Raw genomic sequence first — 18,407 nt, forward strand, 5'->3', positions numbered from 1 at the left:
AGTCCCTTTACTTCGCTGCGTTGGCGAGCTCGGCAGCCTTGTCGGCGCCCTCGTCCATGGTGGCGGCCAGGGTAACCAGCGGGTGGTTGGCCTCGGCCAGGATGCGGCGGCCTTCCTCGACATTGTTGCCGTCGAGGCGGACGACCAGCGGCTTGTTCGCGGAGTGGCCCAGCTCGGCCAGTGCGCCGACAATGCCCTTGGCCACTGCGTCACAGGCAGTGATGCCGCCGAAGACGTTGACGAAGACGGACTTGACCTGCTCGTCACCCAGGATGACGTCGAGGCCGGCCGCCATGACCTCGGCGGATGCTCCACCGCCGATGTCCAGGAAGTTGGCGGGCTTGACGTTGCCGTGGTTCTCGCCGGCGTAGGCAACGACGTCGAGAGTGGACATGACAAGGCCGGCACCGTTACCAATGATGCCGACGGAGCCGTCCAGCTTGACGTAGTTGAGGTCCTGCGCCTTGGCCTTGGCCTCGAGCGGGTCAGCAGCGTCCTTGTCTTCAAGGGCGGCGTGCTTCGGGTGACGGAAGTCGGCGTTCTCGTCGAGGGAGACCTTGCCGTCAAGGGCAACGATGTCACCGGCACCGGTCAGGACCAGCGGGTTGACCTCCACGAGGGTGGCGTCTTCCTTCTTGAAAACGTCCCAGAGCTTCAGGATCACGCCGGCGACCTTGCCGCGCAGTTCCTCGGCGAAGCCCGCAGCGGCGACGATTTCGTCGGCCTTGGCCTGGTCGATGCCTACGGCCGGGTCGATCGAGATCTTGGCAAGGGCCTCGGGCCGCTCAACGGCGAGCTGCTCGATTTCCATGCCGCCTTCAACCGAGCACATGGCCAGGTAGTTGCGGTTGGCCCGGTCCAGGAGGACCGAGAAGTAGTATTCCTCGGCGATGTCCGCACCCTGGGCAATCATCACACGGTGAACAGTGTGGCCCTTGATGTCCATGCCGAGAATGTTGGTGGAGTGTTCAAACGCTTCGTCAGCGGTCTTGGCGACCTTGACGCCGCCGGCTTTGCCGCGGCCTCCGGCCTTGACCTGCGCCTTTACGACAGTTACGCCGCCGATTTTCTCGGCAGCTGCCTTTGCTTCTTCAGGGGTGTGCGCCACGATGCCAGCAAGCACGGGTACACCGTGCGCCTCGAACATATCGCGCGCCTGATATTCAAACAGGTCCACGGTTTAGTGTCCTTCTACGTCGAAGTAGTTTCTGTACAGCCGGACCCCACGTTCTCGCGGTTACCGGGCTGCGGAATAAACGCACCCTGCGACAAGCTTGGAAACGAGCCACACGGCGCAATGCTCCTCTGGGAACTCTAGTCCTTCCTTGGGACCGGCCCGTTCCAGAGTACATGTTATGTGAGAAAGGACACTATTCTATTGATCGTAGAGAAACCGCTAGAATTCGGGGTTTTCCGGACCTCGGAGGGGCGCCGTGAGGGTTGTCTGCCGGCGCCGGAGATTGGTTCGTAACGGCCGCGGCGGCACCGGCGGACGGCGGAGCGGCGCCGTCGGCGGAGCCGGCGCGGAAGCGGCAGCAGCCCGACGGCGGGGTGCTCAGGCGCCGATCTTGGTCAGCGGTGCGTAACGGAGCAGGAGCCGCTTCTCGCCGATGTCGAACTTCACCTTGGCCACTGTCTTGTCCCCGGCACCCTCAACGGCCAGGACGGTGCCGTTGCCGAAGCTGGTGTGGTTGACCTTGTCCCCCACGCTGACGGCGACAACTTCCTTCTGCGGCTGCACGCGGTTCTTGGCGACGGCGGCCGGAACCTCGGCGTTGAAGCCGGCGGAGGGGCTCGACGCGGCGCCGCGGGCGGTGCCTGCTCCCCAGAAGGAACCGCCGTAGCGGCTCGAACCGATCGAGGCGCCGCTCCCCCAGCCGCCGCTCTGGCGGCTGGAGCCTTCGCGCTTCCATTCCACGAGCTCGGCCGGTATTTCCTCGATGAACTGGCTCGCGGGGTTGTACTGGCTCTGGCCCCACATGCTGCGCACCTCGGAACGGGTCAGGTACAGCCGCTTCCGGGCACGGGTCAGGCCGACATAGGCCAGCCGGCGTTCCTCGGCAAGTTCCTTCGGGTCGGTTGCGGAGCGCTGGTGCGGGAACAGCCCGTGTTCCATGCCGGTGAGGAACACCACGGGAAACTCCAGGCCCTTGGCGGTGTGCAGCGTCATCAGCGTCACCACGCCCAGACGTTTGGCTTCGGCCACGGCGGCAGCTAGCTCGTCGGCGGTCCCCGCCGGGGCATCCGGGATCTGGTCGGCGTCCGCCACGAGGGAGACGCCCTCCAGGAACGCCCCGAGCGAGCCTTCGGGGTTGTCGCGCTCGTATTCACGCACGACGGCGACGAGTTCCGCGAGGTTTTCCACCCGGGATTCGTCCTGCGGGTCGGTGCTGGAGCGCAGGCCGGCGAGGTAGCCGGTCTGTTCCAGGACGGCTTCCAAGGCGGCGGCCGCGCCGGAGCCGGACGCGACCTCGGCGAGGTCGTCGAGCAGCTTCACGAAGCCCTGCACCGCGTTGACGGAACGGGTGGCCATGCCGGGCGCCTCGTCGGCGCGGCGGGCCGCGGCCATGAAGGAGATCCGGTCACGCTGGGCGAGGGAGGCCACGGCGCCTTCGGCACGGTCGCCGATGCCGCGCTTGGGCTCGTTGAGGATACGGCGGAGGTTGACGTCGTCGTCGGGGTTCACCAGGACGCGCAGGTAGGCGAGCGCGTCCTTGATCTCCTTGCGTTCGTAGAATCGGGTTCCGCCAACCACCTTGTACGGCAGCCCGACGCGGACCAGGACGTCTTCGATGGAGCGTGACTGGGCGTTGGTGCGGTAGAAGATCGCAACGTCGCCCGGGCGCAGATCCCCCTCGTCCTGCAGCCGGTCGATTTCCTTGGCGATGAACTGGGCTTCGTCGTGTTCGTTCTCGCCGACATAGCCGACAATCTTCTCGCCGTCGCCCTCGGCGGTCCAGAGCCGCTTTTCCGGCCGGTTGGGGTTGCGGGAGATGACGGAGTTGGCGGCGCTGAGGATGGTCTGGGTGGAGCGGTAGTTCTGCTCCAGCTTGATGGTGCGGGCGTCCGGGTAGTCCTTCTCGAATTCCACGATGTTGCGGATGTCGGCGCCGCGGAAGGCGTAGATGGACTGGTCCGAATCGCCGACGACGGTGAGCTCGGCCGCGCCGGGGCCCTCGCCGACGATCTCGCGCACCAGGGCGTACTGGGCGTGGTTGGTGTCCTGGTATTCGTCCACGAGAACATGGCGGAAACGGCGCCGGTAGGAGTCGGCGAGCGCCGGGAAGGCCCGGAACATGTAGACGGTCTCGGCGATCAGGTCATCGAAGTCCATGGCGTTGGCCTGGCGCAGGCGTTGCGTGTAGCCCTTGAAGACCTCGGCGACGGCCTGCTCGAAGGGGTCGTTGTAGTTGGCGCTGGAGGCGTACGAGTCGGCGTCGATCAGCTCGTTCTTGAGCGCGGAGATCTTGTGCTGGATGGCCTTGGGCGCGAACCGCTTGGGATCGAGGTCCAGGTTCTTGGCCACGAGCGTGATCAGACGCAGCGAGTCGGCGGAATCGTAAATCGAGAAGTTGGAGTTCAGGCCGACGTTCTTGGCCTCGCGGCGCAGGATCCGGACGCAGGAGGAGTGGAAGGTGGACACCCACATGGTCTTGGCCCGGGCTCCGACGAGGGCCTCGACCCGCTCACGCATTTCGGCGGCGGCCTTGTTGGTGAACGTGATGGCCAGGATCTCGCCGTGGTGCGCCCGGCCCGTGGCGATGAGGTAGGCAATGCGGTTGCTGAGCACCCGTGTCTTGCCGGAGCCCGCGCCGGCCACAATGAGCAGCGCGCCGCCGGCGTGCTTGACGGCTTCTTCCTGCTGCGGGTTCAGCCCCTCAAGGAGCTCCGCCGCCGACGGCAGCTGAGGGCGGTCCCGGTCCCCTCCGCTGGTCCCGTTTGCATCCGTGAGGGCGGCGAAATCGAAGGCCGCCATCCCGTTCCCGGCACGTGAGGAAGAAGACGACTTGGTGGGCGCCGCAGTCTTGGCGGCAGCCTGGAAGGGTCCGTCGGCGTAAGGGTCAAACAACATATCCATGGTGCATACAAGTCTAGGCGTTGCCGCTGACAGCGGAGTCCGCCCCTTTGGGACATGCCCTCCCTGCCACGTAGCCACTGGACATATGCCCGCTATGCCCACTCCCCGCCGCGAAGAATGAGCATGTCCCACGGTGGTTCCGGGTGTCGAATGAGCATGTGCCGCTGCGCAGGCGAAGAATGAGCATGTCCCCCGGTGCCTTCGGAGACGTCCGGACATGCCCTCCCTGCCACGTAGCCACTGGACATATGCCCGCCATGCCCACTCCGGGCGGCCAAGAATGAGCATGTCCCACGGTGGTTCCGGCCACGTCAGGACATGCCCTCCCTGCCACGCAGTCACTGGACATGTGCCCGCCATGTCCAGCCGCCGCGGCGAAGAATGAGCATGTCCCACGGTGGTTCCAGTTCCGGGTGTGGAATGAGCATGCGCAACTCCGCGGGCGAAAAATGGGCATGTGCCCCGGAGCGGGTTTTTAGGGAACTTAGCCCGCAGAGCCTGACTCGAGTGCGGCACGCAGCTGCCGGACCGCTGTCGTGCCTCCTGCAATGAACCAGTCAAGACCGTTGACACGCACGACGTCGGTCGCGCCGCCGGCCGCCTCGACGATCGCCTTGCCGGGCAGCCAGTCCCATTCCGGGCAGCTGTGCTGGAACCAGCAACCGAGTTCTCCGTCGGCGACCCGGCTGAGGTCGCAGGAGCCCGAGCCGAACATCCTCAAGGCGGCCGCCGACGTCGCGGCTGCATGCCAGGGCATGGCACACATCGGGTCGGCGAGCCAGGTCGGGTGGATGTATGTTGCGGCGCCGAGCTCGGACACCGGCGTGTCCGACCGGCTCGCGCCCCCCGAGGCCGCGCCCGGGAACGTCCTCAGCCGTTCGCCATTGAGTGCCGAGGGCCGTGTTGTCCCGCCGAGCCAGAGCTTGTCCTCCTCGGGCTGGAAGACCGCGCCGAGCACCACCCCGGAGGAGTCCTTGAGTGCAATGGCCGAACACCAGTAGGTGGATCCATGCAGGAAGTTGTACGTCCCGTCGACGGGATCGATGACCCACGTCCGGCCGCTGGTGCCCGCCACGGAGGCACCTTCTTCACCCAGGATGCCGTCTTCGGGCCGGCAACGCTGGAGCTGTTCGAGCACGTAGGCCTCGGCGGCGTGGTCCGCGGCCGTGACAACATCCGAGACGGACGTCTTCTGCCGGCCCTCCAGCCCGGCCTGCCGCATCAGCAGCGCCAGCGTGCCTGCCTCACGGACCAGGGCTTCGGCGAGCTGGTAGTCATCCAGCGCGGGGTCCAGTTCCGCCGTGCTGTGCCGGCCGAGCCGGCGCCTGCCAAGTTCATTTCTGTCAAGTTCCGTCACGCGTCCCAGACTATCGGCGTCCCGCGGGAGTGAACAGCCGGCCAAGTGGTTCGGCGGAGGCGCGGCCGGAGACGGACGATAATGGAGCAATGGCCAAGACTCCCGCACAGCGCGTCAAGAAACACGGCGCCAAGGCAACCGTTCCCCAGCACCATCTGCCGCCGGTGATTAATCCCAGCACCAGCCGGACCCCGCGGAAGGCGCAGAGCAACAACAATATGATCCTGATTGCCGGTGCCGTGGCCAGCCTGTTCCTCTTCTGGTACGTCCATCTCCTGACCCTGAACCAGCTCACACAGCTCTCCGGCGGCCTGGCCATGCCGGATTCCCTGGTCGGGGGCTTTGACGAGACCTTCGTGGAGAAACTGCGCGGCGCGATGGACGCCGATGCGAAGGGCCAGCTCAACTACGTCCACAAGACCGCGGGCATGCTCTTCCCGCTGATCTTCGGGTTCAGCTGGCTGCTGCTGATCGGAACGAACGTTGCACGGAAGCCTTTGCGGTGGGCGCTGTGGGCAGTGCCCCTGCTCTTTGCGGCAGTGCGCCTTTGGGGAAATACGGTGATTGACGCAATGATGTCCGCCGACGCCGTCGACGCCGGTCAGGTGGCCCTGGCGTCCGGACTCACCGTGGCTGGCTGGGTCCTGCTGGTGCTGAGCCTCGTCGCCGGCGGCACGGCTGTGGTCCTCGGCAGGAAGCGATCCTCCGCCGACCCTGGAGCAGGTCCGGCGACGGGACATGCCCAGTCCTAGGCGAGCCGGACGGACATGTTCCCTACGGCGGCAGCCACGGCCACGGGACATGCCCAGCCCTGGCACCGACCACTGGACATAATCCCGTTATGCCCATGCCTGGGCTCCAGCGGAGGACATGCCCGCCCCGGACAGGCCGGGCGGAGGACATGACCATGCCTGGGCTCCAGCGGAGGACATGCTCACTCCGAACGGGCTCCGGTCGCGAAGTACTCGCGCGCCTGTTCGGCACGATGGTGGGCCCCCGCGGCTTCGAAGTGATCGGCAGCGCGCAGGAGATACTCCTGCGCCGCTTCGTGATTTCCGGTGGTTAGGTACGCCTTGCCGAGGAGCAGGCAAGCCTCACCGGTCCGCTGGGGTGACAGTCCCTCTTCCAGCCCGCACAGATCGTTCAGAACACTGATGGCGGCTTTGACGTCGCCGGCCAAATATGTCCAGTGAGCCCGATTCAATTTCAGTAGGTGGAAGTCATTCGGGCTTCCGCCGATGACATCTGTAGCCAGTTCTGCGCGTTCGATGCAACGCAGGGTGTCGGCGTCTGCAATGTCTGCTGCCAGTCGCATGGCGGCGGACGCCTTATTGAACTTTGCCCAGACATCCAGGTTCCGGGCTGGCGAGAATGTTGCGGCGGCAAGTTCGTGATAGCGCAAGCCCTCGTCCACCATGTTGCACAGGAACGCAACGTTGCCGATGACCCAGTACGCCTTGCCGGCCAATTGGTCGTCTACTTCGTCGGAAATGATGCCGGCGAGGACCTGGCTCTCAGTCCAGGCTTGCTCCAGCAGGCCGGAGTCGGCCAACGCAGCAATCAAGGCGTGCCTGGCCTTGATGTTAATTTCGAGATCCGCATCGTCCGCGGTGAGGTCCGCGGCCGTGCGTGCCGAATCAGCGGCTTCCTCCAGAAGCCCTGCACGGTGCTTGGCCTGTGACAACAGAATGTGGGCTCTCGCCCGGAGCTGCGGGGAAAGGGACGCCGAAGTACCCCCGATCAAAACAGCAGCTAGGCTGGCGGACTCGTCGTACTCCCCGGCGTCCAATAGGTTCTCCACTTGGAAGAACCTCATGTCCCATTCTGCAGCGCGATCCTCGCCGGCCAGTGCAATTTCGGCGGCTTCCCCTGCACTGCGGGATGCCGCACGGAAGTCGTGCTCTTCCCGATACTGCCGGGCCTGAAGCTCGGCAACGAAGTATGCGGGTGGAAGAGATTCTTGTTGCATAACCCAATTATCCGTTGCTCTTGCCGCGGAAACGGCCAAACGCGCAAGTATGCCGCGGGCAAGATTCCCGCAGGAGCCACGCAGGCGCGCGTTTGTAACACAAGATTTGTGGTCGCTCGACACACCGTTACTCCCTGGCGTGTCGAATGACCCTATACTGAACTCGCATCACACGAGTCCCATCTGTCTCTTACGTATCAGGAGTCCTCATGAAGAAAACTCTCGCAACTCTCCTTGTCGCTGGTGCTCTTGCCGCAGCGGGCCTTTCCGCTTCTGCTGCCATCTCGGCAACAGGTGACAACTCGAGTCAGGGCTCGGTATCGGCTATGGAGTGGTGGCCGAACTCCGCTCCGAAGAACTAACGGGACGGCAACAAACAACGGTGGGTATCGGCAACAAATCCGATACCCACCGTTCTCGGTTTAAGCTCGAAAAATACGGAAGCCCGACTACACCCGGGCGGCTTTCCCGGGGTTGATCAACGCCATGACCTCTGCAGCTGGCGCGGGCCGGCCGAAGTAGTAGCCCTGGCCGCTGGCGCAGCCCAGCCGCACAAGCGCCTCTGCCTGCTCTGCCGTCTCGATCCCTTCGGCCAGGGCTTTGAGGCCGCAGGCGTGGATCAGTTGCAGAACGGCGGCGATGAAATTTCCCTGATCCTCGTCGGCACTCAAGCCGCTGATCAGGCTCCGGTCGATCTTGACCACGTTCACGGGCAGCTTGCGCAGGTAGCTGATGGAGGAATAGCCGGTGCCAAAGTCATCAATCTCCAGTTGCACGCCAAGCCGCCGGAGGCCATTCAGCGAATACTGGTCCACATCCCCGCCGTTGACGGCCATGGACTCCGTCAGCTCCACAATCAGGTTCGAAGCATCCACTCCGGTCTCCCTGAGGATGTCACGGACGTGCTCGATCAGGTCGAGGTTTTGCAGTTCCGTCGTCGAGATGTTGACGCGGACGTTGAAGTGGCTGTCCACCTGCGACTCCACCTGCCAGTCCCGCAGCTGACGCACGGCAGTGCGCAGGACCCAGTGGCCCAGGTCCACAATCATGCCGGATTCCTCGGCGAGCGGAATGAACTGGTCCGGCATCAGGAGTCCGCGTTCCGGGTGGTTCCACCGCACCAGCGCCTCGACGCCTTCGATCCTGCCCGTGGCCAGCTCCACCACCGGCTGGTAATGCAGGGTCAGCTGGTCCTGGCGGATTGCTTCGCGCATTTCCGTAATCATGACACTCTGCAGCCGCCGAGCGTAAAGCAAGGCCGGCTCGAACACCTTGATGCTGCCGTGCGGCTGCGCCTTGGCCGCATACATGGCCGTATCGGCCTCCATGACCAGATCATCCACAGACTGTCCGGGTTCCGCGATCCGCAGACCGATGCTCGTGCCGCAGGTGATCCGGAGGTCGCCGACGTCGAGGCTCTCGTTGAGTGCCTTCAGGATTCTGTTGGCGACGCGCCGGGCCCGGCCGAGATTGGACTTAGGCAGCATGACGGCAAATTCGTCGCCGCCAAGGCGCGCTACGGTATCCGTCTCCCGGACGGCGTCCTGCAGCCGTCGCGCAATCACCCGCAGGACGTCGTCACCGGCGCTGTGCCCCAGGGTGTCGTTGATGCCTTTGAAAGAATCGAGGTCCAGGACCAGCAAGGCGGGCGGGAGCTCGCCGCGGGAAGCCTCCGCCAGTGCATGGCTCAGTACCGAATTCAGCGCCGTTCTGTTGGCCAGCTGGGTCAGGGGGTCCGTCAGCGCCATACGTTCAAGTTCGACCTGCGCCTCGCGCAGCATGGCCGTGCGGTTCTCGACCCGTTCCTCAAGCTCCTGGTAGATGGTCTGGAGGTCATCCGCCATCAGATTGATACCGGCAATGACGGCGGCGACGTCGTCGCGGGCCCCCGAGTGCGGGATCCTGGTGCTCAGGTCGCCTCCGGCGATCCGAACGATTCCCTCCACGAGGGCGTGGAGCCTTGGGTCCGGCGGATCAGATTTCACTCGCGTACTGACCTAACCATTCGACGGCCTCGGACTCGGATGTGAAGAACTTTGCAGGGATTGTCTCTGTTCCGGCCCTCAGGAGATAGTGGGCGATGACCCGGTCCACAGGGCTCTCACCCACCACTGCAAATGCGGAAGCGGCAATGGATCCGGTGTATGCGTGCCGGGCTTCCACACTGACTCCCACCACCCCAGTTATTACGAGCAACACAGGCATGCGCCGGCCGTTGGCCAGGACGCGGACGGCGGCACCCGCCACACGCGCTTCGTGGCCCTCAATCTCCTGGTTGGGCGGAAGCAGGACTTCGATGATGCCTGGCTCGATGACGCGGACACCGATGGCCTCAGCCTCGCGCCCGTCACCTGCGGCCGCGCTAGCACAGGTGCTCGCCGGTCCCGCCGGGTTCTCTTCAGGCATCCGCTCTTCAGGCCCGGCCAGGGCAGCGACGGTCACCGGACCACAATCCGGCGGCGCAGGTCCGCTGACCGGTGTCCGGTGGCGCCGCGTGCTGAGGCCCGGCGCGGCAAGACAAGCAAAACAGGCAAGACAAGCTGATCAGACATTGGGCCCCATAGACTGCGACGTCGGCATTTCGGCATGCGCTTATGTCAGATCGCGCACGATGCACCGAAATGTTCCGGTGAGTGCCCTCATGATAATGCAAGGTCAGGCCGTTGCCGGGCAGTCAGGGCCAGAAATTACGCGAGCGTGCGCGCCTTCTTGCGAATGCGCTCTTGCCGGACGCGCTGGGCCACGACCAGGCCCACCGCGGCGAGGCCGACTGTGATGGGATAGCCCATGAGCCGCTCCAGCGTGCCGGGCTCCGGCACCCGCATCCCGGTCACCCCACCCGTGGTCAGTGCGGCGAGGGAAACCGCACCGCATATCAGGATGAACCAGCCCAGCGGTGTCTGCCGGAGCCAAAGCCCGCCCAGCAACAGCAGTGCAAAGGATCCGGCCGCGAAGTACGTCACCGCGCCCACCACGTGCCAGACGGATCCTGCGTCCTCCGGCACGAGCCCCACCACAACGGTGCCAAAGCCGGCCGCGAAGGTGAGAACCCGGGCAACGGTTGCGACCGCGGCCGCCCACGGCGTCCGCCGTCCAGTACGCCGTCCCGCGCGCCGTCCCCGCCACGGGCCCAGCCCCGGCGCCGAACCCGGCCCGCGTCCCGAACCAAGACGCACACCGGACCGCGCCGCAGTACAAAGCAGGATCGAGCCGAGCAACAGCGCTCCAATCGCCATGCCGAGGCCCTGGACAACGAAAGACGCGTTCATCAGTACGTGCGCGGGCGAGCACACCTCCCGGTCGGCGAAGACACCGCAGCCCAAGGCGCCGAGGTCGCTGATATAGCCGGTCCGGCGGCTGTAGGGCTCCGGCGCCGCCCAGGAGCCGATCACGGCCGTCTCCGCCACGAAATACTGCAGCACACTCAGCTTCGCCAGGGCTCCTATGTAGAACCGGGTGGAGGCCACATCCGGGACGTAGAGGGCGTCTTCGGTGGGCGCGATAGCTGCTGCGGTCATGCCAAGAGCGTAGTACGCGCCCCTACCTTGTATGCTTATATCCGTGTCCGACAGGGCCGGCCCCACCGCCGGCCGCGCCGGGCGCCCGCCCTCGTAGCTCAGTGGATAGAGCACGGCTCTCCTAAAGCCGGTGTCGTTGGTTCGATTCCAATCGAGGGCACTTGAACCTGCCTGCCCCGGACACCGGTCCGGACTTCGATCTCCGCGCCTACCTGTTGGGCTCCTGGAGCGTGGAGCGCACCTTGCTGGACCGCGCCGCCGGCACCCGCGGAAGCTTCACCGGCGTCGTGCAGTTCACCGGGAACGACGACGGCGGCCTGCGCTTGCGCGAAGACGGCGCCGTTTCCTGGACCTCCTACACGGCAGAGCCGTTCACCGGACCGGCCAGCCGCGAGTACCTGCTGCGGCCCGGCGACACCCCGGCCGTGATGGACGTGTTCTTTCCGGACGGACGCCCGTTCCACCGCATGGGCTTCACGGCGCAGAGCAGCAAGGACCGGCACTGGTGCGATCCCGACACTTACCGGGTGGGCTACGAGCTGATCGGGCCGGACGAATTCCGGTACCGCTGGGATGTCACCGGCCCGGCCAAGGACCAGCTGCTGGAGTCCGTGTTGCACAGGCTCGGCGATCTGCCGCCCCGGCAGCGGATGCCGGGACCCCGCGAATGAACCCCCGCATTGTCGTCTCCGCGGTCTGCGTGTTCGATCGCGCAGGACGGCTCCTGACCGTGCGCAAAAGAGGCACGGAGAAGTTCATGCATCCCGGCGGCAAGCCCGAGGCCGGCGAAAGCGCTGCAGAAACCGCATCCCGCGAGCTGGAAGAAGAGGTGGGGATCGTCGTGCCGCCCGAAAGCCTTGTGCTCCTGGGCAGCTGGCTGGCCAACGCCGCCAACGAAGCCGCGACGCAGATCGAAGCCACCGTCTTCACGGCCCCCGGCATCTGGAGCGCCCGTGCGTCCGCCGAAATCGCTGAGATCCGCTGGCTGGACCTTGCCGCCGAGCTGCCGGACGACCTCGCGCCGCTGCTCACGGACCACGTATTGCCCGCCTTGTCCCGCGCATCGGACCAGGCCCCAGGCCGGGCCCCGGCGCGCGGCCCCGGGACCGGGACCGGGCCTGCCGGTCCCGGCCGCAGCGCCTAGAACTCGGGGACGGCCTCTTCCACGACAGCGGTGGCCTCGGCGAACTGCGTCCGGTACAGCTCCGCGTAGCGCCCCTCGGCGGCCAGGAGCTCGCTGTGGGTCCCGCGCTCCACGATCGTGCCGTCCTCGACGACCAGGATGGCGTCGGCGGCGCGGATGGTGGAGAGCCGGTGGGCAATCACGACGGCGGTGCGGCCTTCCAGCGCGGCACCAAGCGCCTCCTGCACGGCAGCCTCGTTCGTGGAGTCCAGCGCAGCCGTGGCTTCGTCGAGGATCACGACGCGCGGCTGCGCGATCAGCAGACGTGCGATGGTGAGCCGCTGGCGTTCGCCGCCGGACAGCCGGTAGCCCCGCTCCCCCACCACGGTGTCCAGCCCGTCCGGGAGGGACCGGATCATGTCTTCCAGCCGGGCCTGCCGCAGCACATCCCACATGAGTTCCTCGCTGGCGTCGGGGCGTGCCAGGCGCAGGTTGGAGGCGATGCTCTCGTGGAAGAGGTGCCCGTCCTGGGTCACCATGCCCAGGGTTTGACGCATCGAGTCGAACGTCAGGTCGCGGACGTCCACGCCCGTGCCAGGCACGGTGCCGCCGAAGCGGACAGCGCCGGAATCGACGTCGTACAACCGCGAGAGCAGCTGCGCGATCGTGGACTTGCCGGCGCCCGAAGATCCCACGAGGGCCACGGTCTGGCCCGGTTCGACCCGGAAGCTGATCCCGTGCAGCACTTCCTCGCCGCCCCGGGTGTCCAGCGTGGACACGTCTTCCAGCGAGGCCAGCGAGACCTTGTCCGCGGACGGGTAGGCGAAGCGGACGTCGTCGAACTCCACCGACAGCGGACCGGCCGGGGAGGCTACGGCGTCGGGCTTCTGTTGGATCAGGGGCTTGAGGTCCAGGATCTCGAACACGCGCTCGAAGCTGACCAGGGCGCTCATGATTTCCACGCGGGCGTTGGACAGCGCGGTGAGCGGGGCGTAAAGACGGGTGAGCAGCAGCGCCAGCACGACGACGTCGCCTGCGGCCAGCTGGCCGCCGAGGGCGAGCCAGCCGCCCAGTCCGTAGACCAACGCCAAGGCCAGTGCGGAGACGAGCGTCAGGGCCGTCACGAACGTGAACTGCAGCATGGCGGTGCGTACGCCGATGTCACGGACGCGGCCGGCCCGGAGGGCGAACTCGCGGGACTCCTCATCCGGGCGGCCGAAGAGCTTCACCAGGGTGGCACCGGGGGCGGAGAAGCGCTCGGTCATCTGGGTGCCCATGGCGGCGTTGTTGTCCGCGGCTTCACGGCGCAGATCGGCGAGCTTGGAGCCCATCCGGCGGGCCGGAATCAGGAAGATCGGGAGCAGGATCATGGCGAGCACGGTAACAAGCCAGGACTTTCCAAGCATCACCGCGAGTGTCAGGGCAAGGGCCACGACGTTGCTGACGACGCCGGACAGGGTTCCGGCGAAGGCCGACTGCGCGCCGATGACGTCGTTGTTGAGCCTGCTCACGAGCGCGCCCGTCCGGGTGCGCGTGAAGAAGGCGATCGGCATCTTCTGGACGTGGTCGAACACCTTGGTGCGCAGGTCCACGATCACGCCTTCACCGATGGTGGAGGACAGCCAGCGGGTCACGAGGCCGATTCCGGCCTCGGCTACGGCCACGATCGCGATCAGCACCGCGAGCCAGATCACCGTGCCGGCAGCCGCGTGGGCGATGATCGCGTCCACGACCTGGCCGGCGAGCACGGGGGTGGCCACGGCGAGCACCGCCATCACGATGGATAGCAGCACGAAGGCGATCAGCTTGTTCCGGTGCGGCTCGGCGAAACCGAACACACGCTTCAGTGTCGCCTTGGAGAACGGCTTGGAGCCGCTTGAGGCGCGCGTGATGTTGTAAAGGGAGCTCCAGGCGACCCGGTCCATGCTCATTTTTTGGTGCCTTTCAGGGCGCGATCGCCGTGTGATGGGGTGCCCGCGCCAGCGCCGGCTATAAGTTCGGTGACGACGCCGGCCTCGACGTTCCAGCGCGCGTCCAGGCGCACGTTCTCCAGGAGCCGGCGGTCGTGGGTGACCAGCAACAGCGTGCCGTCGTAACTGTCGAGGGCTTCCTCGAGCTGCTCGATGGCGGCCAGGTCGAGGTGGTTGGTGGGTTCGTCCAGCACGAGCAGGTTGACGCCGCGGGCCTGCAGCAATGCCAGGGCGGCCCGAGTCCGCTCTCCGGGCGAGAGGGAGTTCACCGGGCGGCCGGTGTGGTCGGCTTTGAGGCCGAACTTGGCCAGCAGGGTACGCACCTCCGCCGGTGTCTGGTCCGTCAGGACGGCTTCGACGGCGTCGGCCAGCACGAGATGCCCCGCCAGGAGGCCGCGGGCCTGGTCGATTTCTCCGACCGCCACCGACGCGCCCATGGACGAGTCCCCGGCGTCGGGGCGCTGAACGCCCAGCAGGAGACGGAGCAGGGTGGATTTGCCGGCGCCGTTGGGACCGGTGATCCCGATCCGCTCCCCCGCGTTCAGCTGCAGGTTCACCGGGCCCAGGGTGAAGTCGCCCTGGTGCGCGACGGCCTCCCGGAGCGTTGCCACCACGGCGCTGGACCGCGGGGCCGCCCCGATGCTGAACTGCAACTGCCATTCCTTGCGGGGCTCTTCCACCTCGTCGAGCCGCGCGATCCTGGACTCCATCTGCCGGACCTTCTGCCCCTGTTTTTCCGAGGATTCGGTATTGGCCGCGCGCCGGACCTTGTCATTGTCCGGGCTCTTCTTCATCGCGTTCCGGACGCCTTGGGAACTCCACTCGCGCTGGGTCCGTGCGCGGGAGACGAGGTCAGCCTTCGTGTTGGCGAATTCCTCGTAACGCTCACGGGCGTGGCGCCGGGCAACAGCGCGTTCCTCAAGGAAGGCCTCGTAGCCGCCGTCGTACACAGCGACGGAGTTCTGCGGAAGGTCCAGCTCCACGATCGTGGTCACGCAGCGCGCCAGGAACTCACGGTCGTGCGAGACCAGGACCACTCCGCCCCGCAGGCCCTGCACGAAGGCTTCGAGCTTGGCGAGGCCACTGAGGTCCAGGTCATTGGTGGGCTCGTCGAGCAGCACGATGTCAAACCGGCTGAGCAGCAGGGCCGCCAGGGCCACCCGCGCCGCCTGGCCGCCGGACAGGCCGGTCATCTCGGCGTCCGGCCCCACGTCGAGGCCGAGGTCGGCCAGGACGGGTGGAATCCGCTCCTCCACGTCGGCGGCGCCGGAAGCCATCCAGCGGTCGAATGCGAGGGCATAGGCGTCGTCGGTGCCCGGGGCGCCGGAGGCCAGGGCCTCGGCCGTGGCTTCCATGTCGGTGGTGGCCTGCGCACAGCCTGTGCGCCGGGCGATGTAGGCGCCCACGGTTTCCCCTGCACTCCGTTCGTGTTCCTGGGGCAGCCAGCCCACGAAGGCGTCTGCCGGGGCAAGGCTGACCGTTCCCTCCTGCGGCTCGTCAATGCCGGCGAAGAGGCGGAGCAGGGTGGATTTGCCGGCGCCGTTGGCACCGACGACCCCCACGACGTCGCCGGGAGCAACGGTCAGGGAGAGTTTGGAAAATAGCGTGCGGTGATCGTGACCACCGGAAAGGTCCTTGGCAACAAGGGTTGCAGTCATTAATCAATCCTCTCACCACGGCCCAAAAGGCCACACACGGGGTAGTCCCCGGCCGCCAAAAAATGCCCGGGCATAGAAGAACCCGCCGGTCCGGACTTGGGGGGTGTACGGACCAGCGGGTTCGACCATTTAGCATAGTTCAATCAGACCTTGCCGTAAAATCGATGTCCAGCCGTACACCGGGACCCGTTGCTTCCACCGACACCGCAGGACGCCATAGATGCCCTTACCCGCCAAGGCATTCCAGCACTGGCTTCACAGTGTCGCGCCGGCAGCGAGCACCGCTGACATCTGCCGGATCTCCGGTATCAAGCGGACCACCCTTGCCCAGCAGCTGGTGCGCGGCAAGGTGGCCGAATCCACCCTGGTGAGCATCAGCCGGGCTTTGCACCGGAGCCCGCTGGAGGATCTGGGCTCGTTCGAGAACTACGCGGAGCTCGCCGGGAAGCCGCGTCCACCTTCCGTGGCCGAACTCGTGAGCCAGGTTGCCACCATGGATCTGCTGCGTGCGGTCATTGCCCGCTCTGGCCCGGGCGAGGTCAGCCCCGGCGACCACGGCGCCGGGGGCACCGGTGCCAGCGGCGCACCGGAAGCCAAGCTGGCGCTCAGCCCGGCCCCGCACGCCACCTCCGTCCGGAACTGGGTGGACGCGATCGACGACGGCGAGTTGCGCCACCGCGTCTCCGCCGCCACCGGGATCGCGCCGCAGAACTATTCGGCCCAGCTGACGGCCAACAGGCTGTCCCCGGAACTTGCTGTCGCCACCGCCCGCGCGGCAGGCGTAGGCTTCACAGGCGGACTCGTCGCGACCGGCCTCATTTCCGAAACCGAAGCAGGCTGGCCACCAGGGGCAAAGCAGTCTGCCCTGGACGCGCTCTCGGACGGTGAACTCACTGCACTGGCCGGCGAGAGGCTACAAACCCTGGGCAAGGCACTCCGCCGCCAGGAGCAGGAACAAGCACAAACAGAAAAGATTTGGGAGAACCTCGGATGATCGCGATCCTGCAATGGACGACTTTGGCGGTCTGCGCCGCACTCGCGTTAGCCCGTATTCCCGGTGCCCTCCGGGGGCAGAACCGGTCCATGTTCGGACTTTTCGCCGTCTCCACTTTTGCAGTTCTCCTGAGCATCGACGGACCCTACATGGCCATCGATCAGGCCCTGGGCGGCACGAACATCGCCAACCTGCTGCTCCGCTTCGTTAGTTTCGCTGCCATTTTCTTCCTGGGGCTCCGGATAGCGCGGGGCTTCAGTGCGAACGACTCGCTCCGGCTCATCACGGGCCCGATCGGAATCGCGGTCGCGGCGGCAGCCTCGCTGGCCGTGCTGGCGGTCTTTTTCATGATGGACGCCGCCGGCTCGTCCGCGGGCCTGGTCGCCGTCTCTGCCAAAGACGGCCGCAATGCCGCCCTGGTGGAATACTACGGAGCCGCGGGACGCCTGTACCCCGCCTACGTCACTCTTGCCCTGTTCCCGGCCATGGTGCGCAGCGTCCGCAGCAGGCTTCCCGTCCTCGTGCGCGTTGGCGCCGGGTTGGTCGCTGTCGGTTCCGTGGGCATCGCGCTGAGCCTGTCGTCGCCGATCATTCCGCCCGCGCTGGGATTCCTGCGGTTCCTCTTCAACTACACCGCCATTCTTTGCCTGGTGGTGGGCCTTGCCGCGATCTGGCTGGCCAGGGCGGTGGCGAGGCGAAAGCCGAAAAAGATGGCCGGATTCAGCTGATTGTTACCAGGGGCTGAGCAGGCAGGCGATTGGAGTACCCAGGATGACGGCGATCCTTGAATGGGGCACCCTGACAGTCTGCTGCGTCGTGCTTATCCTCCGCGTTCCGGATGCCATACGCGGCCGGAACAGAGCCGTATTCGCGATCCTGCTGCTGGCCACGCTGTGCAGCCTCCTCGCTGTCTCCGGCCCCTATGAAGCCATCGACCGCATGCTTGGCGGCTGGAACCTCGCCAACCTGATCCTGCGGTTCCTCGTTTTCGCAACAATATTGCTGGTCGGGCTGCGCGTCGCCAAGGGGCTCGGCGACGCCCGGGGCCACAGGCTCATTGCCGGAAGAACGGGCCGCTGGGCGTTGGGGATCAGCTGTCTGGCCGTGGCGGTGACGTTCTTCCTCATGGACACGCGTGAGTCCTCGGCGGGTTTGCTGGGCGCCCAGGACAGCGGCGGCGCGAACGCTCTCCTCGCGCCGTATTACGCCGCCGCCGGCCGCACGTATCCGGCCTTCGTCTCCGTCATTCTCATGCCGCCCCTGCTGGCGATTGCCAGGAGCAAACTGCCGCGGCTGGTCCGGGCCGGTGCACTTTTGATGCTCGTCGGCGGCCTCGCCACCGCCGCGAGCATTCCGGCGTGTTTCGCACCGGACGACTGGGCGATGGCACGGCATGCCGTGAATTACGGCGCCGTGCTGGGCTTTGTCCTTGGCTTCGCCTTCATCTGGTTCTCCGGGCTGGGCCCCACTCAATCTGGTAACGGTAATGCAACATTACGCCAGAATGACACATAGGGCATTCACATAATCATTAGACCGTGAGAGAATCATGAATGTGTGAAAGCGACAATCGCTTCGTGAACGGAAGTCAGCCGTGCGAGGCAGACGACGTCGTCCAAGCGCCATTGGGGGGATGAGTGGTGGCGGTCCATGAGGACCGCCCCCACTCAGCCTGTTTAAAGGCAGATTCCCGTCCGGACCACGTTACGGCCGCGCCGGGAGACCCACAAGACCCGGCGT

At 66.1% G+C, this 18,407-nt stretch carries 15 protein-coding genes and 1 tRNA gene; 7 read left to right on the plus strand and 9 right to left on the minus strand.

The features are described 5' to 3' along the window. Nucleotides 1-7: 7 nt before the first annotated feature. From sucC to AC1DES_RS05515, 3 genes are all read right to left on the minus strand, one after another. Entirely contained in the window at nucleotides 8-1,177 is a 1,170-nt protein-coding gene (gene sucC / locus AC1DES_RS05505; protein ID WP_476894679.1) for an ADP-forming succinate--CoA ligase subunit beta, read from the minus strand. Nucleotides 1,178-1,555: 378 nt separating this feature from the next. Continuing rightward, nucleotides 1,556-4,078: a DNA helicase PcrA gene (gene pcrA, locus AC1DES_RS05510; protein WP_476894680.1), complete on the minus strand. Its 2,523-nt coding sequence runs from the start codon at nucleotides 4,076-4,078 to the stop codon at nucleotides 1,556-1,558. A gap of 484 nt (nucleotides 4,079-4,562) precedes the next feature. Continuing rightward, entirely contained in the window at nucleotides 4,563-5,435 is an 873-nt protein-coding gene (locus tag AC1DES_RS05515; RefSeq protein WP_476894681.1) for an inositol monophosphatase family protein, read from the minus strand. Nucleotides 5,436-5,524: 89 nt separating this feature from the next. Here AC1DES_RS05515 and AC1DES_RS05520 point away from each other — a divergent pair, with 89 nt between their 5' ends. Next, a complete protein-coding gene (locus AC1DES_RS05520; protein ID WP_476894682.1) occupies nucleotides 5,525-6,187 on the plus strand; it encodes a hypothetical protein in 663 nt (220 codons plus the stop codon). A gap of 182 nt (nucleotides 6,188-6,369) precedes the next feature. Here the strand turns inward: AC1DES_RS05520 and AC1DES_RS05525 are convergent, their stop codons facing one another. The 4 genes from AC1DES_RS05525 to AC1DES_RS05540 form a co-directional block, all read right to left on the minus strand. Beyond that, nucleotides 6,370-7,443: a hypothetical protein gene (locus AC1DES_RS05525; protein WP_476894683.1), complete on the minus strand. Its 1,074-nt coding sequence runs from the start codon at nucleotides 7,441-7,443 to the stop codon at nucleotides 6,370-6,372. A 410-nt stretch (nucleotides 7,444-7,853) separates the two neighbouring features. Then, nucleotides 7,854-9,389 carry a putative bifunctional diguanylate cyclase/phosphodiesterase gene (locus AC1DES_RS05530; protein WP_476894684.1) on the minus strand — a complete coding sequence of 512 codons (1,536 nt, stop codon included), beginning with the start codon at nucleotides 9,387-9,389 and terminating at the stop codon, nucleotides 7,854-7,856. Beyond that, on the minus strand, nucleotides 9,379-9,846 hold the full coding sequence (locus tag AC1DES_RS05535; protein WP_476894685.1) for a DUF7793 family protein: 468 nt from the start codon (nucleotides 9,844-9,846) through the stop codon (nucleotides 9,379-9,381). Before AC1DES_RS05535 ends, AC1DES_RS05530 begins: the two co-directional genes overlap by 11 nt. Nucleotides 9,847-10,091: 245 nt before the next feature. Continuing rightward, nucleotides 10,092-10,922: a DUF998 domain-containing protein gene (locus AC1DES_RS05540; RefSeq protein ID WP_476894686.1), complete on the minus strand. Its 831-nt coding sequence runs from the start codon at nucleotides 10,920-10,922 to the stop codon at nucleotides 10,092-10,094. Nucleotides 10,923-11,009: 87 nt separating this feature from the next. Here AC1DES_RS05540 and AC1DES_RS05545 point away from each other — a divergent pair. The 3 genes from AC1DES_RS05545 (at nucleotide 11,010) to AC1DES_RS05555 (ending at nucleotide 12,066) form a co-directional block, all read left to right on the plus strand. Beyond that, nucleotides 11,010-11,082, plus strand: a tRNA-Arg gene (locus AC1DES_RS05545). Nucleotide 11,083: 1 nt separating this feature from the next. Beyond that, nucleotides 11,084-11,593 carry a DUF6314 family protein gene (locus tag AC1DES_RS05550; RefSeq protein ID WP_476894687.1) on the plus strand — a complete coding sequence of 170 codons (510 nt, stop codon included), beginning with the start codon at nucleotides 11,084-11,086 and terminating at the stop codon, nucleotides 11,591-11,593. Further along, a complete protein-coding gene (locus AC1DES_RS05555; protein WP_476894688.1) occupies nucleotides 11,590-12,066 on the plus strand; it encodes an NUDIX hydrolase in 477 nt (158 codons plus the stop codon). Before AC1DES_RS05550 ends, AC1DES_RS05555 begins: the two co-directional genes overlap by 4 nt. On the opposite strand, the gene AC1DES_RS05560 is transcribed toward AC1DES_RS05555, so the two are convergent. Together AC1DES_RS05560 and abc-f are read right to left on the minus strand one after the other, a co-directional pair. Beyond that, nucleotides 12,063-13,976, minus strand: coding sequence for an ABC transporter ATP-binding protein (locus AC1DES_RS05560; RefSeq protein ID WP_476894689.1), 1,914 nt, complete (start codon nucleotides 13,974-13,976; stop codon nucleotides 12,063-12,065). The two genes, AC1DES_RS05555 and AC1DES_RS05560, sit on opposite strands and share 4 nt — an antisense overlap. Next, nucleotides 13,973-15,673 carry a ribosomal protection-like ABC-F family protein gene (abc-f, locus tag AC1DES_RS05565; protein WP_476894690.1) on the minus strand — a complete coding sequence of 567 codons (1,701 nt, stop codon included), beginning with the start codon at nucleotides 15,671-15,673 and terminating at the stop codon, nucleotides 13,973-13,975. The genes AC1DES_RS05560 and abc-f overlap by 4 nt, the downstream gene beginning before the upstream one ends. A gap of 220 nt (nucleotides 15,674-15,893) precedes the next feature. Here abc-f and AC1DES_RS05570 point away from each other — a divergent pair, with 220 nt between their 5' ends. Genes AC1DES_RS05570 through AC1DES_RS05580 form a run of 3 tightly spaced genes read left to right on the plus strand, consistent with a single transcriptional unit; the run spans nucleotide 15,894 to nucleotide 18,182 of the window. Next, nucleotides 15,894-16,667: a hypothetical protein gene (locus tag AC1DES_RS05570; RefSeq protein WP_476894691.1), complete on the plus strand. Its 774-nt coding sequence runs from the start codon at nucleotides 15,894-15,896 to the stop codon at nucleotides 16,665-16,667. Then, nucleotides 16,664-17,395, plus strand: a complete 732-nt coding sequence (locus tag AC1DES_RS05575; RefSeq protein WP_476894692.1) for a hypothetical protein — start codon at nucleotides 16,664-16,666, stop codon at nucleotides 17,393-17,395. The genes AC1DES_RS05570 and AC1DES_RS05575 overlap by 4 nt, the downstream gene beginning before the upstream one ends. A gap of 43 nt (nucleotides 17,396-17,438) precedes the next feature. Beyond that, nucleotides 17,439-18,182: a hypothetical protein gene (locus AC1DES_RS05580; protein ID WP_476894693.1), complete on the plus strand. Its 744-nt coding sequence runs from the start codon at nucleotides 17,439-17,441 to the stop codon at nucleotides 18,180-18,182. Nucleotides 18,183-18,407: the final 225 nt, after the last annotated feature.

This window comes from Arthrobacter sp. 05T442, from assembly GCF_056395945.1.

Bases quoted from the DNA above. Each gene is read 5' to 3' on its own strand.
- pcrA (WP_476894680.1), bottom strand. From the start codon at position 4,078: ATGGATATGTTGTTTGACCCTTACGCCGACGGACCCTTCCAGGCTGCC.
- AC1DES_RS05520 (WP_476894682.1), top strand. From the start codon at position 5,525: ATGGCCAAGACTCCCGCACAGCGCGTCAAGAAACACGGCGCCAAGGCA.
- AC1DES_RS05540 (WP_476894686.1), bottom strand. From the start codon at position 10,922: ATGACCGCAGCAGCTATCGCGCCCACCGAAGACGCCCTCTACGTCCCG.
- AC1DES_RS05555 (WP_476894688.1), top strand. From the start codon at position 11,590: ATGAACCCCCGCATTGTCGTCTCCGCGGTCTGCGTGTTCGATCGCGCA.
- AC1DES_RS05560 (WP_476894689.1), bottom strand. From the start codon at position 13,976: ATGAGCATGGACCGGGTCGCCTGGAGCTCCCTTTACAACATCACGCGC.
- abc-f (WP_476894690.1), bottom strand. From the start codon at position 15,673: ATGACTGCAACCCTTGTTGCCAAGGACCTTTCCGGTGGTCACGATCAC.
- AC1DES_RS05570 (WP_476894691.1), top strand. From the start codon at position 15,894: ATGCCCTTACCCGCCAAGGCATTCCAGCACTGGCTTCACAGTGTCGCG.
- AC1DES_RS05575 (WP_476894692.1), top strand. From the start codon at position 16,664: ATGATCGCGATCCTGCAATGGACGACTTTGGCGGTCTGCGCCGCACTC.
- AC1DES_RS05580 (WP_476894693.1), top strand. From the start codon at position 17,439: ATGACGGCGATCCTTGAATGGGGCACCCTGACAGTCTGCTGCGTCGTG.